This window comes from Flavobacterium sp. FG68 (assembly GCF_057808895.1).
Window position 1 is genome coordinate 96,345 of the sequence record NZ_JBMDIY010000009.1, and the last position, 19,620, is coordinate 115,964.

Sequence of the window (19,620 nt, forward strand, 5' to 3'; positions counted from 1 at the left end):
AAATAATTTTTTATGCTTAACAACCTGATTTGTATTTTCTTACTGATTTTACTGGGTTTGCATTAATATGAGATAATTTTTGTTAAAAACATTTGTTAAATTTTTATAACAAAAAATGTTAATTTTGTTAAATAATTATTTTATAAGTATTTTAAGATTAAAATTTATATAAATTTGATAATAAATATTACAATATTTTGTAAAAGAGCCCCTATTTATCAACTTATTTAACAACTAAAGAACTTATTATGAAAAAAATTAAATCAATTTTAGCTCTGTCATTCATAGCGCTAACACTGTTTTCTTGTAACAAAGATGAAGCAGTACAATCAAATCAGGAATCTCTTAAAGTAACACCAGAGGTGTTAAACAAACTTAGATCACTGTCATTAAATACCTCAGATGTTCAGGTGATTAAGAATACTAATTTAGATGGTAATGTTGAGGATGCTTTCCTTATAGAAGGAGATATTATCGTGACACAAGATCAATTAAATAAAATGGATCTTCATGGTGGTATTACTACAGAACAATACCGTACTACTAATTTAGTATCTGCCCCAAGAACTATTAGAGTTGTTGGATTATCAGGAACTGGTACGACAGCCCTAACCACAAATATGCGTAACGGATTGCAGGCTGCAATAAACAGATACAATAATTTAGGATTGTCTATTAACTTTACACTAACCTTTAGTTCAAGTACTTCAGGTGCAAATATTGTTGTCCGGAGACAAACTGGGTCTGCGGGTGGAGTAGCAGGATTCCCATCTGGAGGAAATCCATATAATTCAGTTACATTATATTCCGGATTAGATTCTTATTCAACAAATGTAAATGCACACGTAGCAGCACATGAAATAGGACACTGTATAGGTTTACGCCATACAGACTGGTTCAGCCGTCAAAGCTGCGGGCAAAATTCAAATGAAGGAACAGCTGGCGTTGGAGCAATCCAAATTCCGGGAACACCTTCAGGATATGATGCAACATCTTACATGAGAGCATGTTTTAGTTCAAACGAAACAGGAGCTTTCAATGCGAATGATGTTACAGCTCTGAATTATTTATACTAGAAGTTGAATTAGAGTTCTCTTACAAAATATAATAGGCTGCTTCATAATTTTATGAAGCGGCCTATTTTTATTTGATGTACTTTTTTTAGATGATTAAATAATACGAAAAAGACATAAAAAAATCCCATTTCGTTAGAAATGGGATTTTAAAGTTTTACACCAGATTATAAAGAATTAACTTAAAAATTTATTTATCAGTAACGCTGTAATCTCGGGTTTTTCTTCATGTACAAAATGACCGGAATTTTCTATTTCTTCTATGCTAAAATCTTCAAGATAAACAGAAAAGAAAAAGCTAAGCATTTTTGCACCTTCAGGACTTCCAATTCCCATAGCAGGGATGGATACTTTTTTGTATTTTTTTATATCCTCAATGTCTTGTGTAAAGGCTTGGTACCAGCCATTAGAGCTTCTAATTGCATCTTTATTGTTATAAGCCTCTGCATACACTTTTCTGTCAAAGTCATTAATTGCTTCCGGATCGACCAAAAGATGGTTAAAAATGTAATTTTGTAATACATCATAACGTCCTTCCAGTAATTCTTCGGGCAGCTGTTTGACCTGGTTAAATGCCAGCCACCACGGAAACACCGGATTTCCTATTGGCATCATGGGCAGTTTGTATATGTTTTCATCGGGATGTGGAGTATCTAAAATGATAAGTTTATCTGTACTTTCAGGAAAGTTAGCGGCATAACTAAAAGCAACTGCAGCTCCAATATCATGACCTGTTATATTTATTTTTTGATGTCCCAAATGAGTAATCAATTCATGTATATCCTTAGCCATATTTTTTTTCGTATAGCCATCTAAAGGTTTTTCTGATGATCCCATTCCTCGTAAATCTATTACGATTAGACTGTGTTTTTCTGCTAAAATGGGCATAATTTTATGATAACTCCACCAGGTTTCCGGCCATCCCGGAATAAGGACCAATGGATTCCCGTGTCCTCCGGTTACATAATGTATATTGACTCCGTTTACGGTAGTATAATTATTTTTAAAACCTGGCAATTGTTGTATTAAAGATTCGTCGCTGTATAGATTCATTTTTATTTATTTGATATGTTTGTAAAAACTATCGGTTATTACTCTGATTCATGTAAACCAATACCTCCTTTGAAAGAAATCCAGGCAAATTTTTTGACATCATTAAGTGATATATTTCCTGATTGCACAGAAAGAACTGCTGTTTCAATTATTCCTCCAAATAAATTGTATATCCATCCAATAGTTAGTTCAGTATTGATATAACCACCAGACTGCAGATTTTCTATAAGCTTAAACCATTGCAGTTTAATGTTGTTGTATTCAGATTCATTGTTATTTTTAATTTCAGAATAATCAGTATGCTGATATAATTTTTTCAAAAAGCAATATTGATTACCTACTTCAATCGCAGCATACAGCATATATTCAATTTGAGTAATAGGATCCTGACTGGACTTATATGCATTGGTCATTTTTTCGTTGCATACAGTCAGCATATTCTCCTTGCAATGTTCAATTAAACTGAGTCTATCGTTAAAATAACGATGAATAGTACGTCTTGTAATTCCTGCTTCTGCTGCTATCTGTTCTATAGAAGCGGTTTCATTTTTATTAAGAATTGATATTGCAGCTTCTATTATTTTGCCCTTAGTGTCTTTCATGTCACAAAGGTATATAAAAAATGTCTCAATAGTGAGACATTTTTTATATAATGATGATTTTTTAATTAAGCTGCTTCTAACGTTGCTTATTTTTGAATATATAGAAGAAGAGTAAAGAAGGAAATTAGCCGAATGCTAGTCGTTTATCTTTAATTTTTTTTAGTCTATAACTTTTTACTCATTAGATATAAGCCAGCAGTAATGCCAATTCCCACAAGCATGGCTAAACCTATTTTGGGAGCATTTTTTGACGGTTCACTTCCGTAAACTCTCAGCGGATCTTTAGAAATATTTAAAACATTTCCAGAATCATCTTGCTTATTGGTATTAAGTGCCATTTTAGTCCTAACAGCGGCAGAGGCTGTATTAATTACGGTCTTTGGAAATAATCGATAAAGGTTTGTGATTGCCGCAGCGCGCAAATCAGGAAAAAGGTCTTTTTGCGGTTCTTTGGCAAGCTGTACCATTTTGGCAGCAGTTTCACGCGGATCTGAAGCTATAAAAGGAATTGTCATGTTAAAACCGGAATACTTGGCTGAATGCAGATTTCCGGTAGAATTTTGCAATTGCGGATACAAATTGCAGATATGAATATGCTTATAATTAGAAATTTCACCTTGAAGACATTCCATCATGCCCCTTATTCCATATTTAGATGCCGAATATACGGCACTATATGGGGCAGGCATAAATCCGCCGATAGATATATTATTAATTAAAATACCTTCATTCTGGTTTTTAAAAATTTTAACAGCATTATAAGCTCCGTGCATATATCCAAACAAATTGGTTTTAAGGACCTGCTCATGGATTTCCATTGGTATTTCTTCAAATTTGCCACTGGCCATAACACCGGCGTTATTAACCCAAATATCGATTTTTCCGTTTATAGACAAAGCTGTGCTGGCGATCTTCTCAACATCCTGAGCAATAGACATGTCTGCAGAAATGCCAAAAGCCGGAACATTTAATGAACGGCAATACTGTACCACATCATCAATACCTTTACTGCCTCTGGCTGCTGCAACAATAGTGCACCCTTCATTTGCAAAAGCTTCAGCTGCGGCTCTGCCCACACCGCTGCTGGCACCGGTTATCACGACAACTTTTCCTTTAAGGCTGTTTTTTTGTATTTGTATATCGTCCATATTGTAATTATTTTAATTAATACTAATGCTGGATTTCTAATTTTCATTTTAGATATCTAAATTAATACTTTACTACAATGGATCTGTTATACAATTTGTGCTGGGGATTATCCAATTTTCATCTTAAACTATTGCTGTGCATGTCCATAAAAAAACCTCCGAAGTTTAACCTTTAGAAGTAATATCTTTTTGATCATGAAAGTTTAAAATTATAGCAGCTCATTAAATTACAGATGATATTTTTCCTTCATTTAATCTATCTGCGTTCCTTTGGCAACCATACTAAAAAGCGGTTCATATTTTCGCATTTCAAGATCCAGATTTTGGTGCACAGAGACAGGACCAATACTGCCTTGCAGACAGAATAATTTCTGTTCATGAGCCAGCATATACTGCAGCATACGCACTTTCATTTTATTTGTTGGTAAATCTAAGATTTCTTCAATTTCAACCATTATGCCTGTCCTATTATCGATGATAACCGGCTCTGTACGAATGAGTCTGCTTTGTGGCGGTATCATCTCCAAAACTGATTTTTCAGTAAGGACAAAGTTTTGGTATTCCTGAGGAAGTTCATGAATCAAGATGAGTATTTTTTCATTTCCTTTTCCATCACAGCTGGTAAATTCCTGCACGGTAGCAGGCATTTCAGCTTCCTGGGCTGTCCAGCTTTTAGGTATTGGAAGCGTGAGTACAGTTTCTTCTGCTTTGGGATGGCCTTCTATAGTAAATTTTACAGAATGTCCATCAGTAACTTCCTGATGTGGGGCATCATGATAGGCGAAAGAGATAATTCCTTTGTGAACAGCGGCGTCTTGGCTAAACTCTATTTTGTCTTTGATATTCTCAAGAAATTCGTCTGCATATTTTTTCTTTTGTATGGGATTTTTTAGCTGTTCTTTTACAAGTGAGTCGATATGTTTTTCTAAACTGGTGAATTGCGAATCATTAAGTTCCTCCTGCAGAAAATGTTCAATGTTTTTCTCAGCCCTGCCAAATACTGCCTGAGCATTTTTTTCTAAGGATCTGACTTCTTTAGTAAAGCAAGGAAACTGCATGGCGACTTTTTTCAGGGCGGCACTTTGTGCTTTCAAAAAAGCGTACGTCTCAATGGCAAGCTGTACTTTGGGAGAATAATGCTGCTGTTGCTGCGGATGACAAAGGCATACATTTAAAAAACAGAAAAAGATTAGTATTGTTCTCATGGTCTTGATTAAATATAAATCTTAAATACTGACAAAGCAGTGTGTATAACTAAAAAAGTATCACATAAATGCAAAAATAATTTTTGGAAAAGAACTGGATTTATATAATTTTTCTGTATTGTTGTAAAATTTCCACTTATAATTTCTGCGTAATAGAAATGCCATATATTTTTTTATTTTTTTTGTAGATTGCTAAACCGCAGCAGATTAAAATACGTAACTATAATAACTGTATTTTGCAGCAGATTAAAAATGTATTTGAATGTCATATAAAAATATTTTACTCATTGATGATGACCCCGAAGATGCCGAGATATTCGAGGATGCTGTTAAAGCACTTAATAGAGAAGTAAAGCTGCAATGGGCTGGAAATCCAGAAAGGGCACTTGATGAACTGCAGTCTGCAGAGCAGCTGCCAGATCTTATCTTTTTGGATTACAATATGCCCCGTATCAATGGAGGGGAACTGTTGCAAAAGCTAAAAAGTAGTGAAAGGCTTTCCGTTATTCCTGTAATTTTAATTTCAACTCCTTCTGAGGAATTTATGAAATTAAAACTTGACCAAAATGAAATCATCAAGTTCTTTAGTAAACCTAACAGTTATTCAGAACTTATTGCCATACTGGATTCAATTTTATAATCACAGCCATTTTTTTCTTTTAAACCAGAAAAAAATCAAAACAGATATTACAATCATCGACAGGATTGTAAGGGGATATCCTAAAGGCGATTCTAATTCAGGCATAAATTTAAAATTCATTCCATAAATTCCCACGATAAAAGTAAGTGGCATAAAAAAGACTGAGAAAACCGTGAGGATTTTCATAACGTCATTAGTCTTACGGGCAGAGAGGGAAAGATAAATATTGAGCAGGTTGTTGGCATCTTCCTGTACCTGGTCATAAAGCAGGACCAGTTTGGTATGAAGGTCGCGTACGTCACGCTGGGCAGGACGTTCTTCTCCCTCGGCTTTGATGGAGTTTACCACTTCGTTGCTCAGCAGGAGCAGTTTTTTGTAAAGGCCTGCACGATTTTTCAAGTAATAAATATCCTCGATCATATCATCGGGTATATTTTTCTTTAAAAATAGGGTGGATTCATAAGAATCAATATCGGCTGAGAGTTTCATGGCAGGTTCTTCAAATGAACGCAGGGCATCACCCACGATATGTATGGCAATTCCCGAAGCAGATTTTATCTTTCCCGCACTCACGACATTCTTCATGATATTTTCAATCAGCGGCTGCGCACTGTCGATGTATGGTAATGATAAAACTATCGGTAAAAAATACGGCAATTTTGCTGCTCAGGCTTTGTATTGTTGGCAGTTTCTGACTTTCGTCGTGCAGGAGCCTAATGATTAAAAAATGGGTATCATTGTGCTCTTCGTATTTAGGAAGGTGATCAGGATCAAGTGAATCGAGCAGGGCGTAAGAATTCAAACTGTATTTGCTGCTGACTGATTCGATTTCTTCTTCACTTGGATCGTATATGTCGATCCAGGTTATGTCGGTGCCTTTTATCCGGCAGGTGCTTAGTGCCATTTTCTTGTATATTTATTAAAGCATAGCGGCCGGTGTCAAGCTGGTAAGCCAGTATTCGACAATATTTTTCATCTTGATTTTATAGACCGAAAAATCTTCTTCTTTTTTAAAATATCCCTGTGCGTTACAGCTGTAAGCTTTATTTACATTTTCAGGATTTTGGGAAGTCGAAAGAAAAATATACGGTACGCATTTATGGCTGATCTCCGCAATGGAAGTGATCTGCTCACGGAGTTCAAAGCCGTTGATTTTCGGCATATTAATGTCGGAGATAATAAGGAAGGGCAGAACTGATGGCTTGGATAAATAAGGTATCGCTTCCATTGGGTCTTCTATAAACTTTATTTTGTTGGGATAATCCAGACTTTCAAAAATATCTTTCAAAAAAAGCCTGTCATCTTCATCATCTTCAATTATAATAATTTCACCATTTCTTCTCATGTAGTAAAGTTACATTTTAATTGTTACTCTTTTATCTATTTTTCTTTTTAAAATAAATTAATTGTGAAATTCTATCTGCTTGATTCATACGTTTTTTTGGAATCCTGAAAGAAAAGAAACCTTTTGGAAACCAGTTTCCAAAAGGTTTTTTAAAACAAACAAAGAACATTTTCTCTTTATTGTTTTGATTCAATATAGGTTTTAAACCCTATGATATCATCGTGTATGATTTTCTCAAAAAGTGGGTTCACTAGTTTTGCGGCACCCTGACCGGCAATTCCCAGAGGAGCACGATAAGATATTGTTACATCTATTTCAGTAGTATCACCGTTAGCTTTAAACAGCACTTTTCCAAAGTTTTTAACCGATGCACCATCGCTGGACTGCCAGCTTAACAGCTTTTCTTTCTGATCCTTAATGATTTCGGCTTTCCAGCTCAATGACCCAATACCGGCTGGTCCTTTAGCAGTCCATTCTGACTGTGTACTGCTGATAGTCTTCACTGATTCCAGATGGTTCATAAATTTTGGAAGGTTCTCTAGGTTGCGCCAAAAGGCATATACCTCACTGATAGGTTTATTGATAGTCACATTAGTTCTGATGTTAACATTAGAGCCTTTGTCATTTTTTAAATGGTCAACAGCGCTGTAAACAGGGCAGTAGCCGCTTATGCCTCGCGCGAGCATGGCGCCTCCAGATGTAATCTGCGAAATACTTTTCTTTTCCTGGGTCAAGCCTTTGTACAGCAGATAGGATCCTGCCGCTGTCATAAGGATACGTTCTAATGTAGAAACGTTTACGTTACTTTTTGAGTTGACCTTTCTATTGGATATAGTTGAAGTGTGCATAATGTATATTTTAAAATTTATAGATTTTTATTTGTTAGCAGCCGCGCTTCCTGTTTTTCCGGAATTGTTGTTGAAGCCTTTTTCATAGCGGTTTGGATCTGTTCCGTCCTCATCGCGTTCTTCGCCCCAGTCTCCTGTGTTGATATGTTTACCTGGAGTCTTGTCAGCAGATGTATTTAACTGCTGATGGTACGGACATTTTTGAAGTTCTTCACTGCTGTAATTATGTAAATTTTCCATGACTTTTAAATTTAATATTTTTAATAATCCTAAAGCCTTCTGAATTAAGACCTGAATTTAATCTGCAATAAAATAGTCAGAATTATGATTCAGCAGGCTGTACATATTGCTTAAAACTTTCCAAATCTGATTTTAAAAGATCTTTGTATTTAGTAAGACCTATTCCCACTATCGGTACAGCTAAAGAGCCTATCGCCGCGGCAGCCTGTTTATTTCCTTTTTTTAATAGATAAGATGATAACAGTAAGGTGCCGAGTCCCCCAAGAAGAAGGAATTCTCCGGGAATATCTGCAATTTTATTTTCTATTAATTCTTTGATATCATTCAAATTTTCCTGAGTGAATAAATTTTCCATAACTATATTTATTTGACGTTCTGTGTTTTATTTAAAATTACAAGTAATACCAATCATTCAGCTTACAGAATAAGATGTTTTTGTTTGCATAATTATCAGTAAATCAGTTTTTTTATTCTATTTGAAACTCTGTTGATTGCAGCTCATACTTTGGAGCCAGTTATTATTTTGGACATTATGGAAATAAAAATTTTTCCACCATCGAGTGCTGGGCCTGCCCATTGAGCAAAGCTTAAATGAGCTGAAGATGCGGCCTGATCTGCATGGTTACAATATCACACCTTTTGGGCTGGGAAAGACAAAATAATGCACTCATCGCAATGTCATACGCCTCTAGCATTTCTAACTTTTCTATTTTTTCTTCTTGTTCGGCCTTAGTGTCCGGCTGCATATCACTTGTAACGGCTCCCGGCTCAATTAAAGAAACTTTAATGCCCAATGGGTTTAATTCCTTACGAAGCGAAGTGCTAAAACCTCTAATAGCAGATTTTGTTGCTACATAAATGGTACTTTTTGCTTCTTTGCTTTCTGCGCTCATGGACCCGATATTAATAATATGCCCTGATTTTTGCTGTTTCATCCTTAAGGCCGCTTCCTGTGCAAATGCCAGATATCCGGTAATATTAGTGTCTATGATGTATTTGTACTCATCATAACTTTCCTTGGTTATTCCTGGAGCTGCAAGTGCCGCATTATTGATCAGAATGTCAATACCGCCAAGTTCTGTGTCTGCTATTTTTAAGATTTTCTGTATGTCTTCTTTTTTAGTAACGTCGGCAGGAGTACCGTAAACCTCACTGCCGGGAAATTGTTTCTGAATATCAGCAACGGCATCTTTAAAATCCTTCTCATCTCTCCCAAAAATCAGCACCCTGCCTCCCAGCGATACCAAAACATCGGCGATTGCTTTTCCTATTCCGGTTGTTCCTCCTGTTATTACTATTCTTTTACCTTTAATATTCTGTCCAAAGTAATTTGTCAATTTTTCCATTATATATCTTTTATAAAGTGATTATTATTAGTTATCCTGCAGCTTTAATTCAATATTACCACTGAATTTTAATTGTGCCCCGACCTGAAATTTTATATTCATGTATTGCTGCCTTTTTATGAAAAGCTTTTTGTAGTTCCTTATCCTGAAAAACAGTCATTTTAATGCTGCTCTGGCCCAATTTTAGAATTTTCAAATTGCAGTACATTTCCTTATCGCCGTCAAGTTTTATAGTGATTGATTTTCCTCTGTTACTTTGGCGGGTAATGGGATAGTCAATAAAAATTAAAAAGTCTTCATCGATTTTGATGTATTGTCTTGGTACAACGCCAAATGCCATTCCGGCACCATAGACTTCCTGACCCACCTGGCCGCTTTTTTCCCAGCCGTTGTACAGGTCTTCTAACGGAATCCATAAGTCACGCTGCAACTCACCAGTTTTTACTTCATCAGAAAGCATTTCTTTCGGAAGTAAAGGCGGGTAATAATAGGCAATCCTATTGACGGCATATTTAACAAATTCAGGAATCAGCGTTTTTACAGCAGGCAGCAGCTCTACATCTTCCGCTTTAATTAAATATTCTGATAAAGCGGCGTATACTTCCAGCTCTTCATATGCAGCAGTATAAGGCGCATCATTGAGAGGAAATATCGAAAAGAAATTGGTGTAATTTTTCCAAATCCATACCTGCAGTCATACAGCTGTACATTTTTAAAAAGCCCGGCAAGACAGATATAACTCAGATCGAGATACATTTTTTTCTTGGTAATTTTATACAATTCTAGTAGCGCACCGGCTGCAAAGGCAGTATTATTGGCCTGGTATAAAATAGAAACGCCGAGATCTTCCAGTTTTTTTGCCGCTCTTTCAGCTTCGTTTAAATAACGTTTTTCCTTTGTGAGCTTATAAACTAAAAGCATTAAATGAGCATAGGAGCCCGGGACGTCATTTTCCCCTCCTGCGCCGGGGGCAGTTTCTTTTTTTATAATTTCGAGTGTTTCCATATTATAAAATACAGGCCATTTATAATTAAAATGACGCGCAGTCCTGATTACATAATCAACGGAATCCAATAGAAGTTTCTCTACTGTTTTATTGCCTTGGAGCGCCAGTCTCGCCAGATTCATCAGCGGGTGATGCAGGTACCAGGAATCCATCACCATTTCTTTTTTCTGTTCTTCAGAACCATCCAGCTGATCAGCAAGGGCGGGAAGCCAGCGGTTTATACATTTTATTTTGGGATCGTAAAAAGCAGGAAGCCCTTTAATCAAATCTTCGCACACTGCCTGTTTCTCGCCGCTCCATTTTTCATATTCTTTAAAAGGAGTTAGTACAGCAAGCTGAACCATACTTTCAGCGGGAGTTTCATAATCGCATAAATAAGCATTCAAATACGGAATTCCGTTTTTTTGAGTCCATGAACCTTTATTATTAGTTAAGTCGGCAATTACCTTTTTTGCAATATCCGGCCAATTGTTATATTCAATTGCGGGTTGTTCTAATACCTTATATATTTTGACAAGATTATTTAAAAAGTGTTCACAAATGGCTGTCGGTTTATTTACAACTTCTGTTTCTAATATGACATAGGCGTCTGACAGGATAAAAGCTTTACCTGCAGGCAGAGGCAGTTTATCAGTGGCAGGAAGCTGAAAACCAAGTTCGGGCCATTTTCCCCCGACTGTATTTTTAGATTCAGTTTGGGTAGCCTCACAATATTCCGATAATGAAGTAAGATTTTGGAAATAAAAAAACGATCCTGTTTTAGGCTTTGTTATGCTGGCAAACAATAGTCCGGAGCGGGAACCAAATTGTTCCATATGAATTGTTCCTGCAGTATTTTCGACACTTCCATTTTGTGTCAGCGGAATTATATCACGGGGCCAAAAGGGCATCATCAATGGAACAACGGCCGTAAATGACGTGGTGTAGTGTAAAACAGGTGTTACAATATCCGGAAAATTAATACGGACTTCATAGCTCCCAAGTCTTGAATTTAAAATAATAACAATGCTATCTTGATCATCAAACAAATTTGATACTTCAAAACAGCTGTTCATAGCAAAGGCAGTACGAAAAGCTATTTTTCCACTATTTGGCATTATAACAGCAATCCAGAGCGAATCACCTGTGTTATAAAGCTGGTAAGTAAAAGAACTAATTTTTCTTTCTAAAAGGATCTCACTATTCTCAATATCTGCCTGAGCAGTCGCGCTCCAAGGTGTAACTGTATGCATAATGATATTTTTTAGTTAGTTATATAATAGCGTGTAAGCGAGTAAGAAATAAAACATGAGCCATGCATTATAATCTTTTAGCAAGCTCACTGTTATTATTAAAGATAAATGCCCACTATCATCGTACCGAAGGAGATAAGCATAAAATAAATGAATAATCCGTATCTGTGTAAAAATGGCTTCATATCAAATTGATTTACAACAAATTTCAGAAGGTTAACTAATTTTTTCTTTACATAATTTATATAACATTTTATAAGATTTTGCCTAAAAGCATATTTATATTAGTTTTTTAGAAAAGACTTTTTTTAATCTAAGCGATGCAAGGTTTGAATACTATAAGAAATTGCTTAAAATCTATAAAGTCTTAAGATATAGGCTATTGTAATTTTGGCATTTAACCTTAAAAAAAACATTATGAAAACTGCGATAAAAAAAACGACCGCTTCAAAAAGCAAATCAGGCAACACAGGTACTGCTGCCAATAAAACAACAACAGCTAAAGCAACTGCTAAAACAACATCTAAAACCACAGCCAAAGGAACAGTAAAAGCAAAACCTTCTGCTGCTGAAGGACTAAGAGAATTGTTTGTAGACTCATTAAAAGATATCTACTGGGCTGAGAAAGCATTGGTTAAAGCACTTCCAAAAATGGCAAAAAATGCCACATCTCAAAATCTAATTACTGCAATAAACGATCATTTAGCTGTAACAGAGAAACAAGTAGCCAGACTTGAAGAAGTTTTTAAATCTGTAGGCGAAAAAGCAGCAGCTAAAAAGTGTGATGCTATGGAAGGACTTATAAAAGAGGGCGAAAGCATTATGGAGGAAACAGAATCAGGACCGGTAAGAGATGCCGGAATTATTGCCGCATCTCAAAAAATTGAGCATTACGAAATTGCTACTTATGGTACACTGGCGGCTTTTGCAACGACTTTGGGAGAAGATGATGCGGTACTTTTGCTTGAAAAAACACTTGCTGAAGAAAAAGAAGCGGATGTTTTATTAACTGAAGCGGCTTATAATACGATCAATTTTGATGCGAAAGAGGAAGATCAAAAATAATTTCAACTGCAAATCCCAAATTTGATTTGAAATAAAGAACCTGTACTATTTTTAATAGTGCAGGTTTTTTTCTACCGATAAAAATCCACTCTTCATCCTTATAATATTGACAGCAGTATTCTTTATGGTTTAGCTGTAGATTCATGTTGTATTTGTAAGAATTAGGAATTATTATGTAAGAGTAATCGTTTAATTTACAGTTACTTAGTTTTCTGATAATTTAAAAAAAACTATTATGAAAGCAGCAGTTATACACGGACCGGGTTCTGTTAAATACGATACTGTAGAAGATCCGAAAATCAATGCACAGGACGATATTATTTTAAAGGTTACTTCTACAGCGATCTGCGGATCAGATCTGCATATTTATTCCGGGGCCATGCCGACTTCTCCAATGGTTCTGGGCCACGAATTTATGGGAATAGTAGAGGAGACAGGAGCAGCAGTTACCCATTTAAAAAGAGGAGACCGGGTAGTGGTTCCTTTTCCAATTGCATGTGGAAACTGTTTTTTCTGCAATCATGATGTTCCGGGAAATTGTGAACATAGTAATCCTGAGCATTATGGACCTGAGGGAGGAATAGTGACTGAAAAAGGAGGAGCGCTTTTTGGCTATACAGATCTTTACGGACGTTATGATGGAGGACAAGCACAATATGTACGGGTTCCATATGCCAATTATGGACCGCGTGTGGTCCCTGAAAACCTCACGGATGAGCAGGTGCTTTTTCTCACCGATATTTTTCCTACCGGATATACAGGAGTGGACTGGGGTGAAGTAAAAGGAGGAGAGACCGTTGCTATTTTTGGCTCCGGCCCCGTAGGGATCATGGCCGCTAAAAGTGCATGGCTTAGGGGCGCATCGCAGGTGATAATAGTAGATACCCTTCAGTATCGTCTTGATAAAGCCAGGGTTTCCACGGGAGCCACTACTATTTTATGGGATGATCCAAAAGAGGTTGTTGAACAGATCAGAGCCCTTACTAAAGGCCGTGGTGCGGATGTATGTATCGATGCAGTAGGATTTGAACCAGAGAGAAGTCTGACCGATAAAATCAAAGCCACTATCAATTTTGAAAAAGGTTCCATTAAAGTATTAGAAGCTTGTATGAGCGCTGTCAGACGAAGCGGTATTGTTTCTGTTCTGGGTGTTTATCCTGTCAATTACGATAATTTTCCGCTGGGACAGTTTTTTGATAAGGGTATAATTTTAAAAGGCGGACAGGCTCCTGCGCATAAACATATCGATAAACTTTTACAATACGTCATAGAGGGTAAAGTTCAGCTTGATGACATTATTACCCACAGGCTTCCGCTTTCTGAAATTTCACATGCTTATGATATCTTCAATAAGAAGGAAGATGGCTGTGTTAAGGTAGTTCTTGATCCATGGAAATAAGCGGCTATAATATCGCATTACTTTTTTATAATATAATTGAAATATTATTAATAAAAAACCTGCACACTGTGCAGGTTTTTTATTTTAAATAGTACATGTTTTTTATATTATAAATTTCCACATTATTGCTTTATGGATTACTGTAAGTCTCAAGTATTTCCGTCACGATTCGCATCGATGCTGCCTCGCAGAAATCCAAACCTGAATAATCGGGGTTAAGACCTCCCATATAGGGAACAGCCATCATATAAATATTTTTATTGTAGGCTCCGTACTGGTCAATAATCTGAAAATTATCATTGACTGCAATTCCGGGAACCTGCATAAAATAGTCGCCCTGCTCGTCTTTTTCAATAGTAGGGCTATTTTTATTAAATGCTGTGAAACCTTCTTCGGATGATTTAAATTTTAATCGTGCCGGGCTGACAGCCTTCTGGGAGAGCAGACCCTGAAAAGGAAAATCATTATACGAGAGATGAGGCTGACCCACGCAGTCAATAAATGTTTTGTAATAAACAGACTGCTGTATATTATCATTATCAGTAAATTTATAAAGTATGCCGCCGTTATTTTGAGGCTCTACAGTGCTTTCGGCTCCTACAGGAACCAGATCCAGTACTCCGGCCTGATGAAGTGCCAAAAGTTCAGAACAAGATTTCTGCGGTACAAAGGCAATTATGATCGATATAAGCGGCATGAGTACTTTCTGCAAACGCTGCATATCTTCGGCCGATAAATATTTTGCGGGATGATTCACTGCAAAACTAAGTACAGCAAGCATTTCTTTCCAATAAATAGATTCCTGTCTTTTAATGGATTTTTCTGCCTGCTTAAATTCTGCCCTTAACAGCTGAAAAGGGTCCAGACGTTCACGCAGCTCCATCATTTCAGCTACAAAATCTTCAATTGTAAATCCTTTAATCTGCTGATAAAATTCGGGGTCCCTCTCTCTGAAGATTTCTTTAAAATCCTTTTCAAAGAGAAAGTCAAGTGATAAAAAACCATCATTATTTTTTCTGTGCGTATCAATTTCTTCTGCTGTGAGCAGGGAGCTGTTGGAAAGATGGGAGTCTTCAAGGTGAAAACGCACTGCCGGAAGCATCCCGCTTCTGGAATGCATGATAATTTTAAACGCATCATTTTCGGCCAGCGGCTCAAAAAAGAGGCTGCCATCTGCTGATTCTTCAAAATTACCGTTATGTCTGGCAAGTGTTCTTATAGCGTCAATTGCAGTAAGGGAAGAACCCTTTACAGCAATGGGATGATTAAGCCGTTGTGCCAGTTTTTGAGGAGGGTAAGGAGCATCATAATATCCCGGTATGGTACCTTCATAACGTACAGGCCATTTGTGTCCGGTGCAAATTACTACGTAATCAAATTCCTGGCTTTCACTATGAGCTGCTTCAATATTTACAACTTGTTTTGCTGAATTCCAAATGACATCAGTAACCGTGCTGTTTAAATGAACCTTTGTGACAATACCGGCTTTTGCTCCTGCTTGCTGAAGAAGTTCAAACTGTCCGCTGAGATAATAGCCAAAAAGAAGGCGCGGTACTACTTTATATTCATTAAAGCGCTCCGGATCAATTTTAAATCTTTCCAGTAAATCTGAAGGTGCAGTTTTAATCCATTCTGCCATAGCATTCACAATTACAGGTATTTCATTATCCGACACATTGGTAACATGTTCATCATTGGCGCCTTCAATGCTGTATGGCATTCCCGATCCAAGTTCTGCTTTTCTTTCAAAAATATCAATATCAAAATCATTTCTTCCTGATTCTATTAATCTCTTATAGACAAACAGCCCGCTTGGACCTCCACCGAGAATGGCAATTCGTTTTTTTATTTTTTCAATATCCATTGGTAATTGTATTTATTACTGAGAATTTAAGAGACTTCCTTTAGGTTATTGCGCGATGGATTCAATTTATGTATATCTGCATCGAGCTCAATTTCTATTGTTGCTGAGCGGGAACCAGAACTGAATCCATAAATTTTCCAGTTATAACGGTTCCTTGTTCGTCCTCCCACTGTGTTATGACATTTTCTATCAAATCGGGTTCAAAACCGATTACTTTCATTACAGGTCCGCCAAATTCCTGTTTTACATCTTGTCCTTTTTAAATATTGTGCTCATAATGATAGGTTTAATGCAGAGACAGTCTTAAAAAAAACTTTGGCTCTTGCGGTTTTGATTTATATTGTCTGTAAATATTAATACGGCTTATTAGATTTTATTTTTTCAAAAATCAGCGAAGCGGTTTTGTCTGCTGCCTGTTGCAGGATTTCCTGCGGACTGCCGGTGAAAACCTCTCTGTGATTTATGGTTCCCATAGGTGTAATTATAGAGAGAAATATTGTACCGACAGGTTTTTCCTCGTTTTCACTTCCTCCTGGAGTGGTAAGACCTGTCAGGGCAACGGTAATATCGGAATTAAATATAACAGCAGCGCGTTCTGCAAGTGCACTGGTCACCTCTGCTGATTCAGGCGTATAGGTCTCTATAAGATCGTGTGGCACGAGCATGATTTCTTCTTTTACAAATACTTCGTAACACACAATCCCGCCTCTTAAAATTTGTCCTGAGACAGGAGACAAAGAAAATTCAAAACTTAATTTTCCAGCTGATGCGCTTTCTGCAAAGGCAATGTTCCAGCCTTTGGCAGCTATGGCTTCGCTGCATTTGATTATAATTTCAGATGTCATACTTATTTGTCTATATTATTATTCTCCAGCAGGACTAATGTTAAGAAGTGTTTATAAACGGCAGGCAGTCTGTTGTATTGTAAAAATGTTTTCATGCCAGCTCTATTAACTAACCAAATTTCAGAAAACAGTTGTTTTATTTTGTTATATCTTTTGCTCTATTACTTATAAAATTAATTCGTACCAATTATTTATTATCCTGACGGAAACTATTAAGTAATGCTTTGTTATGCTAGGAAATCACGCAGATATCTGAATAATTGTGTAGAATAAGTAATTGTGTCAGAAGTTTGGCAAAAAAAGGATTTGAATCCAATAAAGTCAAGTTTTAATTGATTTACAAGCCGATTCATATTTATAAGTAAAATGAAATTTTGTGAGAAAAGTATAAAAAAATCCCATTTTGTTAAAAATGGGATTTTAGTTTTTGTGACCCTTACTGAACAATTTACAAACCATTTGTGAATGATTTAAAGAAATTGGCTTACTTTTAAGTGAATTTGTAAGATAATTATATTAAATTTTTATTTACAAACGGTTTGTATGTATCTTAAGGGTTAAACATTCAAAACATGTTAAACAATTAGAATGTTTTAATTTAAAAATAAATTATACGATAATTAAATCAGAATAGATAACTTGAAATTTAAATGAAGAATCCAAATTAGTTTTTAATATATTTAAATAATAATTCTGGGATTATTCATAAAGTTCGATGATCATATTTGCTAATTTTCTGAGCAGATAAAAATATTTAAGCTTACTTATTTATTGAAAGTTTTTCCGCTGAATCTAAAAATTAGCTTATTTATTTCTTTTTTTGTCAAAATATTCTAATATGAAAATTGTTTTTGCAACTAAATCTTCATTTAATTTATATTTTGCTTCAATTATATTTTCGCTTTTATCGTAGTTATATTCTTCTTGGTATTCAATTGCTTTTTTAGGATCCAAGCCGTAAAGATTGGCAATGATAGGGCATTCTACAAAAGTTTTAGGAGTATTAATAACTGCTTTTTTAAGCACTAATTTACGGTCGATATTATAGAGATATTTAACATTTAAAGTATCTGAATCCTTAGTTGCAAAAATACTTTCCAGGTTATTATTTGAATCATAAGTATACTTGGTATTCAAGATCCTTTTTACAGAACTCAATGTAATTAAATTTTGCTCTGTAAGTTTTTCGTTAGTATGCGAATAATGTACAGTAGCTATTGTATCTGTTTTAGAATCATTAATGTTAAGATCAATCTCATCAGACAGTAAATTTGCTGACGAATAACTTAAGCGAACCTCAGAATATCTCTTAACATTGTAAGGGGAATTAAAAGACTTTCTTGAAGTTAATAATTTATTTGTATAGGTGTATTCATCTTTTAAGGCCAGCTCATTTTTAAAATAACTTTCTTTAGCAATTAATTGATTATCATTATTGTAAGTGTATTTTATTAAAGTACGTTGAATTGTATCGTTGTTTCTTATTGAGCAATTGTATTCTGTATTTCTAATTTTGTTCTTGTTATACCCAATTTTACTATATGAATTAACCCCAGATTTTTTGAAACTTTCCTGAGTAATTCCTAGATAGATACTATTTGTATCATATCTGTAAACACTTTTCGAATATGGTTTTCCTTTGTCAAAAGAAATATTCTCAGTAATCAAACCTTTATTATTATAAGTTATAATAGACAAAGTATCATTCATAAATTGATTTTGTAGTCTTTGACTAATGATTATTACTTTTTTTACAGATGTTGAAACTGTGTTGCCGTAATGTGCTTTTCCCTCATAAGGTCTTGGCGAAATTTGAACTTCCCAATTATTTTGAGCAAACAAATCTGTAGATAAAAGAATTAATAGCAAAACATAATAGAAATGAAAATTTTTCATCTTTCTTTAATTTTAAAATGATATAAATATATATTAATTATAATTCCAATAATTAATGCTGAAACCAAAATAACATGATCCACTTTACTATCAAGTTTCTTCCCAAAACAGCAAGTAGAATCTTGTAAAATATTTTTGGTCGTTTTTAGCGAGGTAAATTTAAAACTACTTTTCAGAATAGAACAGTTTTTCCTCTTGATTTGAATAACAAAAGAATTTTCCGTTTTCGTCAAAAAGTTTGATTAAAGGTTGACCTTTTCCAAAATAGTTATAATCGAATAATAGTGGGATTTTATTAAAAACCGGCTCTATTATTTTATGATTTGGAGCGTCATAGAAAAAGAGACCCTACTTATTTTGATTCTTCAAAATAAAAGCCACCCTGTCTTTTGAAGAGCCATCCAGCATTATTTCATCATATTTGATTGATATTAAAAGTGAGTTACCATAAACATAAAAGAATCCAGCTTTTCTTTTGCTTGATACAATAAAAAAATCGAACCGCAAATATTAGGCTGTGAAGGCTTGAAATATCTACACATTAGGGTATAAAAAAAGAGACAACTATTTGCTAGTTGTCTCCTTAAGTGACCCCCACGATACAAATTTCAAACCATTTTATTCAAGATTTAAAGAAATTGGCTTATTTTCAAGTGAATTTGTAAGATAATTATTTTGATTTTCGATTAGTTGGCGGTTTGCATGTATCGTAAGGGTTTAACGTAAATATGTTAAACAATGGTGATTTTAATTTATAAATAAGGATTAGTTCTGAATATATAACTCGGTATTTAAGTGAAGAATTTAGATCAG

At 35.3% G+C, this 19,620-nt stretch carries 20 protein-coding genes; 4 read left to right on the plus strand and 16 right to left on the minus strand.

Features of this window, described 5'->3' with window-relative positions; genetic code table 11:
• Window positions 1–248: 248 nt before the first annotated feature.
• Window positions 249–1,076, plus strand: coding sequence for a M57 family metalloprotease (locus ACODSB_RS07955; protein WP_053471208.1), 828 nt, complete (start codon window positions 249–251; stop codon window positions 1,074–1,076).
• Between the two features lie 174 nt (window positions 1,077–1,250).
• On the opposite strand, the gene ACODSB_RS07960 is transcribed toward ACODSB_RS07955, so the two are convergent.
• The 4 genes from ACODSB_RS07960 to ACODSB_RS07975 all read right to left on the minus strand — a co-directional run bounded on the left by ACODSB_RS07960 (window position 1,251) and on the right by ACODSB_RS07975 (window position 5,081).
• On the minus strand, window positions 1,251–2,126 hold the full coding sequence (locus tag ACODSB_RS07960; RefSeq protein WP_488936647.1) for an alpha/beta fold hydrolase: 876 nt from the start codon (window positions 2,124–2,126) through the stop codon (window positions 1,251–1,253).
• A 38-nt stretch (window positions 2,127–2,164) separates the two neighbouring features.
• Window positions 2,165–2,728, minus strand: a complete 564-nt coding sequence (locus ACODSB_RS07965; RefSeq protein WP_488936648.1) for a TetR/AcrR family transcriptional regulator — start codon at window positions 2,726–2,728, stop codon at window positions 2,165–2,167.
• Between the two features lie 164 nt (window positions 2,729–2,892).
• Complete coding sequence (locus ACODSB_RS07970; RefSeq protein WP_488936649.1) at window positions 2,893–3,876, minus strand: SDR family NAD(P)-dependent oxidoreductase; 984 nt, start codon at window positions 3,874–3,876, stop codon at window positions 2,893–2,895.
• 251 nt (window positions 3,877–4,127) lie between these two features.
• On the minus strand, window positions 4,128–5,081 hold the full coding sequence (locus ACODSB_RS07975; protein WP_488936650.1) for a hypothetical protein: 954 nt from the start codon (window positions 5,079–5,081) through the stop codon (window positions 4,128–4,130).
• A gap of 262 nt (window positions 5,082–5,343) precedes the next feature.
• Between ACODSB_RS07975 and ACODSB_RS07980 the strand changes: the two genes are divergently transcribed.
• On the plus strand, window positions 5,344–5,721 hold the full coding sequence (locus ACODSB_RS07980) for a response regulator (RefSeq protein ID WP_488936651.1): 378 nt from the start codon (window positions 5,344–5,346) through the stop codon (window positions 5,719–5,721).
• Here ACODSB_RS07980 and ACODSB_RS07985 read toward each other — a convergent pair whose 3' ends face one another.
• The 9 genes from ACODSB_RS07985 to ACODSB_RS08025 all read right to left on the minus strand — a co-directional run bounded on the left by ACODSB_RS07985 (window position 5,722) and on the right by ACODSB_RS08025 (window position 11,738).
• Window positions 5,722–6,306, minus strand: a complete 585-nt coding sequence (locus ACODSB_RS07985) for a CorA family divalent cation transporter (RefSeq protein WP_488936652.1) — start codon at window positions 6,304–6,306, stop codon at window positions 5,722–5,724.
• Window positions 6,307–6,313: 7 nt separating this feature from the next.
• The gene (locus ACODSB_RS07990) at window positions 6,314–6,625 is read right to left on the minus strand and encodes a CorA family divalent cation transporter (protein WP_488936653.1); all 312 of its coding nucleotides are present in this window, start codon (window positions 6,623–6,625) and stop codon (window positions 6,314–6,316) included.
• Window positions 6,626–6,640: 15 nt separating this feature from the next.
• Window positions 6,641–7,066 carry a response regulator gene (locus tag ACODSB_RS07995; RefSeq protein ID WP_488936654.1) on the minus strand — a complete coding sequence of 142 codons (426 nt, stop codon included), beginning with the start codon at window positions 7,064–7,066 and terminating at the stop codon, window positions 6,641–6,643.
• Between the two features lie 176 nt (window positions 7,067–7,242).
• Complete coding sequence (locus ACODSB_RS08000) at window positions 7,243–7,914, minus strand: SRPBCC family protein (protein ID WP_488936655.1); 672 nt, start codon at window positions 7,912–7,914, stop codon at window positions 7,243–7,245.
• Window positions 7,915–7,941: 27 nt separating this feature from the next.
• Complete coding sequence (locus ACODSB_RS08005) at window positions 7,942–8,154, minus strand: hypothetical protein (protein ID WP_053471218.1); 213 nt, start codon at window positions 8,152–8,154, stop codon at window positions 7,942–7,944.
• Between the two features lie 82 nt (window positions 8,155–8,236).
• Window positions 8,237–8,509, minus strand: a complete 273-nt coding sequence (locus ACODSB_RS08010; RefSeq protein ID WP_488936656.1) for a PrgI family protein — start codon at window positions 8,507–8,509, stop codon at window positions 8,237–8,239.
• Between the two features lie 232 nt (window positions 8,510–8,741).
• The gene (locus ACODSB_RS08015) at window positions 8,742–9,500 is read right to left on the minus strand and encodes an SDR family oxidoreductase (protein ID WP_488936657.1); all 759 of its coding nucleotides are present in this window, start codon (window positions 9,498–9,500) and stop codon (window positions 8,742–8,744) included.
• A gap of 55 nt (window positions 9,501–9,555) precedes the next feature.
• Complete coding sequence (locus ACODSB_RS08020; RefSeq protein ID WP_488936658.1) at window positions 9,556–9,960, minus strand: hypothetical protein; 405 nt, start codon at window positions 9,958–9,960, stop codon at window positions 9,556–9,558.
• A 113-nt stretch (window positions 9,961–10,073) separates the two neighbouring features.
• Entirely contained in the window at window positions 10,074–11,738 is a 1,665-nt protein-coding gene (locus tag ACODSB_RS08025; protein ID WP_488936659.1) for a hypothetical protein, read from the minus strand.
• A 417-nt stretch (window positions 11,739–12,155) separates the two neighbouring features.
• On the opposite strand from ACODSB_RS08025, the gene ACODSB_RS08030 reads away from it, so the two are divergent.
• Together ACODSB_RS08030 and ACODSB_RS08035 are read left to right on the plus strand one after the other, a co-directional pair.
• Complete coding sequence (locus ACODSB_RS08030) at window positions 12,156–12,803, plus strand: YciE/YciF ferroxidase family protein (RefSeq protein ID WP_180860326.1); 648 nt, start codon at window positions 12,156–12,158, stop codon at window positions 12,801–12,803.
• Window positions 12,804–13,038: 235 nt separating this feature from the next.
• Complete coding sequence (locus ACODSB_RS08035; RefSeq protein WP_488936660.1) at window positions 13,039–14,202, plus strand: zinc-dependent alcohol dehydrogenase; 1,164 nt, start codon at window positions 13,039–13,041, stop codon at window positions 14,200–14,202.
• 130 nt (window positions 14,203–14,332) lie between these two features.
• Here ACODSB_RS08035 and ACODSB_RS08040 read toward each other — a convergent pair whose 3' ends face one another.
• The 3 genes from ACODSB_RS08040 to ACODSB_RS08050 all read right to left on the minus strand — a co-directional run bounded on the left by ACODSB_RS08040 (window position 14,333) and on the right by ACODSB_RS08050 (window position 18,807).
• Window positions 14,333–16,066, minus strand: a complete 1,734-nt coding sequence (locus ACODSB_RS08040; protein WP_488936661.1) for an FAD/NAD(P)-binding protein — start codon at window positions 16,064–16,066, stop codon at window positions 14,333–14,335.
• A 353-nt stretch (window positions 16,067–16,419) separates the two neighbouring features.
• Window positions 16,420–16,911, minus strand: a complete 492-nt coding sequence (locus tag ACODSB_RS08045) for a CinA family protein (RefSeq protein WP_256634758.1) — start codon at window positions 16,909–16,911, stop codon at window positions 16,420–16,422.
• Window positions 16,912–17,715: 804 nt separating this feature from the next.
• On the minus strand, window positions 17,716–18,807 hold the full coding sequence (locus tag ACODSB_RS08050; protein WP_488936662.1) for a hypothetical protein: 1,092 nt from the start codon (window positions 18,805–18,807) through the stop codon (window positions 17,716–17,718).
• Window positions 18,808–19,620: the final 813 nt, after the last annotated feature.

Coding starts and splice junctions, on each gene's coding strand:
- ACODSB_RS07955 (WP_053471208.1), top strand. CDS start 249: ATGAAAAAAATTAAATCAATTTTAGCTCTGTCATTCATAGCGCTAACA.
- ACODSB_RS07960 (WP_488936647.1), bottom strand. CDS start 2,126: ATGAATCTATACAGCGACGAATCTTTAATACAACAATTGCCAGGTTTT.
- ACODSB_RS07965 (WP_488936648.1), bottom strand. CDS start 2,728: ATGAAAGACACTAAGGGCAAAATAATAGAAGCTGCAATATCAATTCTT.
- ACODSB_RS07970 (WP_488936649.1), bottom strand. CDS start 3,876: ATGGACGATATACAAATACAAAAAAACAGCCTTAAAGGAAAAGTTGTC.
- ACODSB_RS07975 (WP_488936650.1), bottom strand. CDS start 5,081: ATGAGAACAATACTAATCTTTTTCTGTTTTTTAAATGTATGCCTTTGT.
- ACODSB_RS07980 (WP_488936651.1), top strand. CDS start 5,344: ATGTCATATAAAAATATTTTACTCATTGATGATGACCCCGAAGATGCC.
- ACODSB_RS07985 (WP_488936652.1), bottom strand. CDS start 6,306: ATGAAGAATGTCGTGAGTGCGGGAAAGATAAAATCTGCTTCGGGAATT.
- ACODSB_RS07990 (WP_488936653.1), bottom strand. CDS start 6,625: ATGGCACTAAGCACCTGCCGGATAAAAGGCACCGACATAACCTGGATC.
- ACODSB_RS07995 (WP_488936654.1), bottom strand. CDS start 7,066: ATGAGAAGAAATGGTGAAATTATTATAATTGAAGATGATGAAGATGAC.
- ACODSB_RS08000 (WP_488936655.1), bottom strand. CDS start 7,914: ATGCACACTTCAACTATATCCAATAGAAAGGTCAACTCAAAAAGTAAC.
- ACODSB_RS08005 (WP_053471218.1), bottom strand. CDS start 8,154: ATGGAAAATTTACATAATTACAGCAGTGAAGAACTTCAAAAATGTCCG.
- ACODSB_RS08010 (WP_488936656.1), bottom strand. CDS start 8,509: ATGGAAAATTTATTCACTCAGGAAAATTTGAATGATATCAAAGAATTA.
- ACODSB_RS08015 (WP_488936657.1), bottom strand. CDS start 9,500: ATGGAAAAATTGACAAATTACTTTGGACAGAATATTAAAGGTAAAAGA.
- ACODSB_RS08020 (WP_488936658.1), bottom strand. CDS start 9,960: ATGCTTTCTGATGAAGTAAAAACTGGTGAGTTGCAGCGTGACTTATGG.
- ACODSB_RS08025 (WP_488936659.1), bottom strand. CDS start 11,738: ATGCATACAGTTACACCTTGGAGCGCGACTGCTCAGGCAGATATTGAG.
- ACODSB_RS08030 (WP_180860326.1), top strand. CDS start 12,156: ATGAAAACTGCGATAAAAAAAACGACCGCTTCAAAAAGCAAATCAGGC.
- ACODSB_RS08035 (WP_488936660.1), top strand. CDS start 13,039: ATGAAAGCAGCAGTTATACACGGACCGGGTTCTGTTAAATACGATACT.
- ACODSB_RS08040 (WP_488936661.1), bottom strand. CDS start 16,066: ATGGATATTGAAAAAATAAAAAAACGAATTGCCATTCTCGGTGGAGGT.
- ACODSB_RS08045 (WP_256634758.1), bottom strand. CDS start 16,911: ATGACATCTGAAATTATAATCAAATGCAGCGAAGCCATAGCTGCCAAA.
- ACODSB_RS08050 (WP_488936662.1), bottom strand. CDS start 18,807: ATGAAAAATTTTCATTTCTATTATGTTTTGCTATTAATTCTTTTATCT.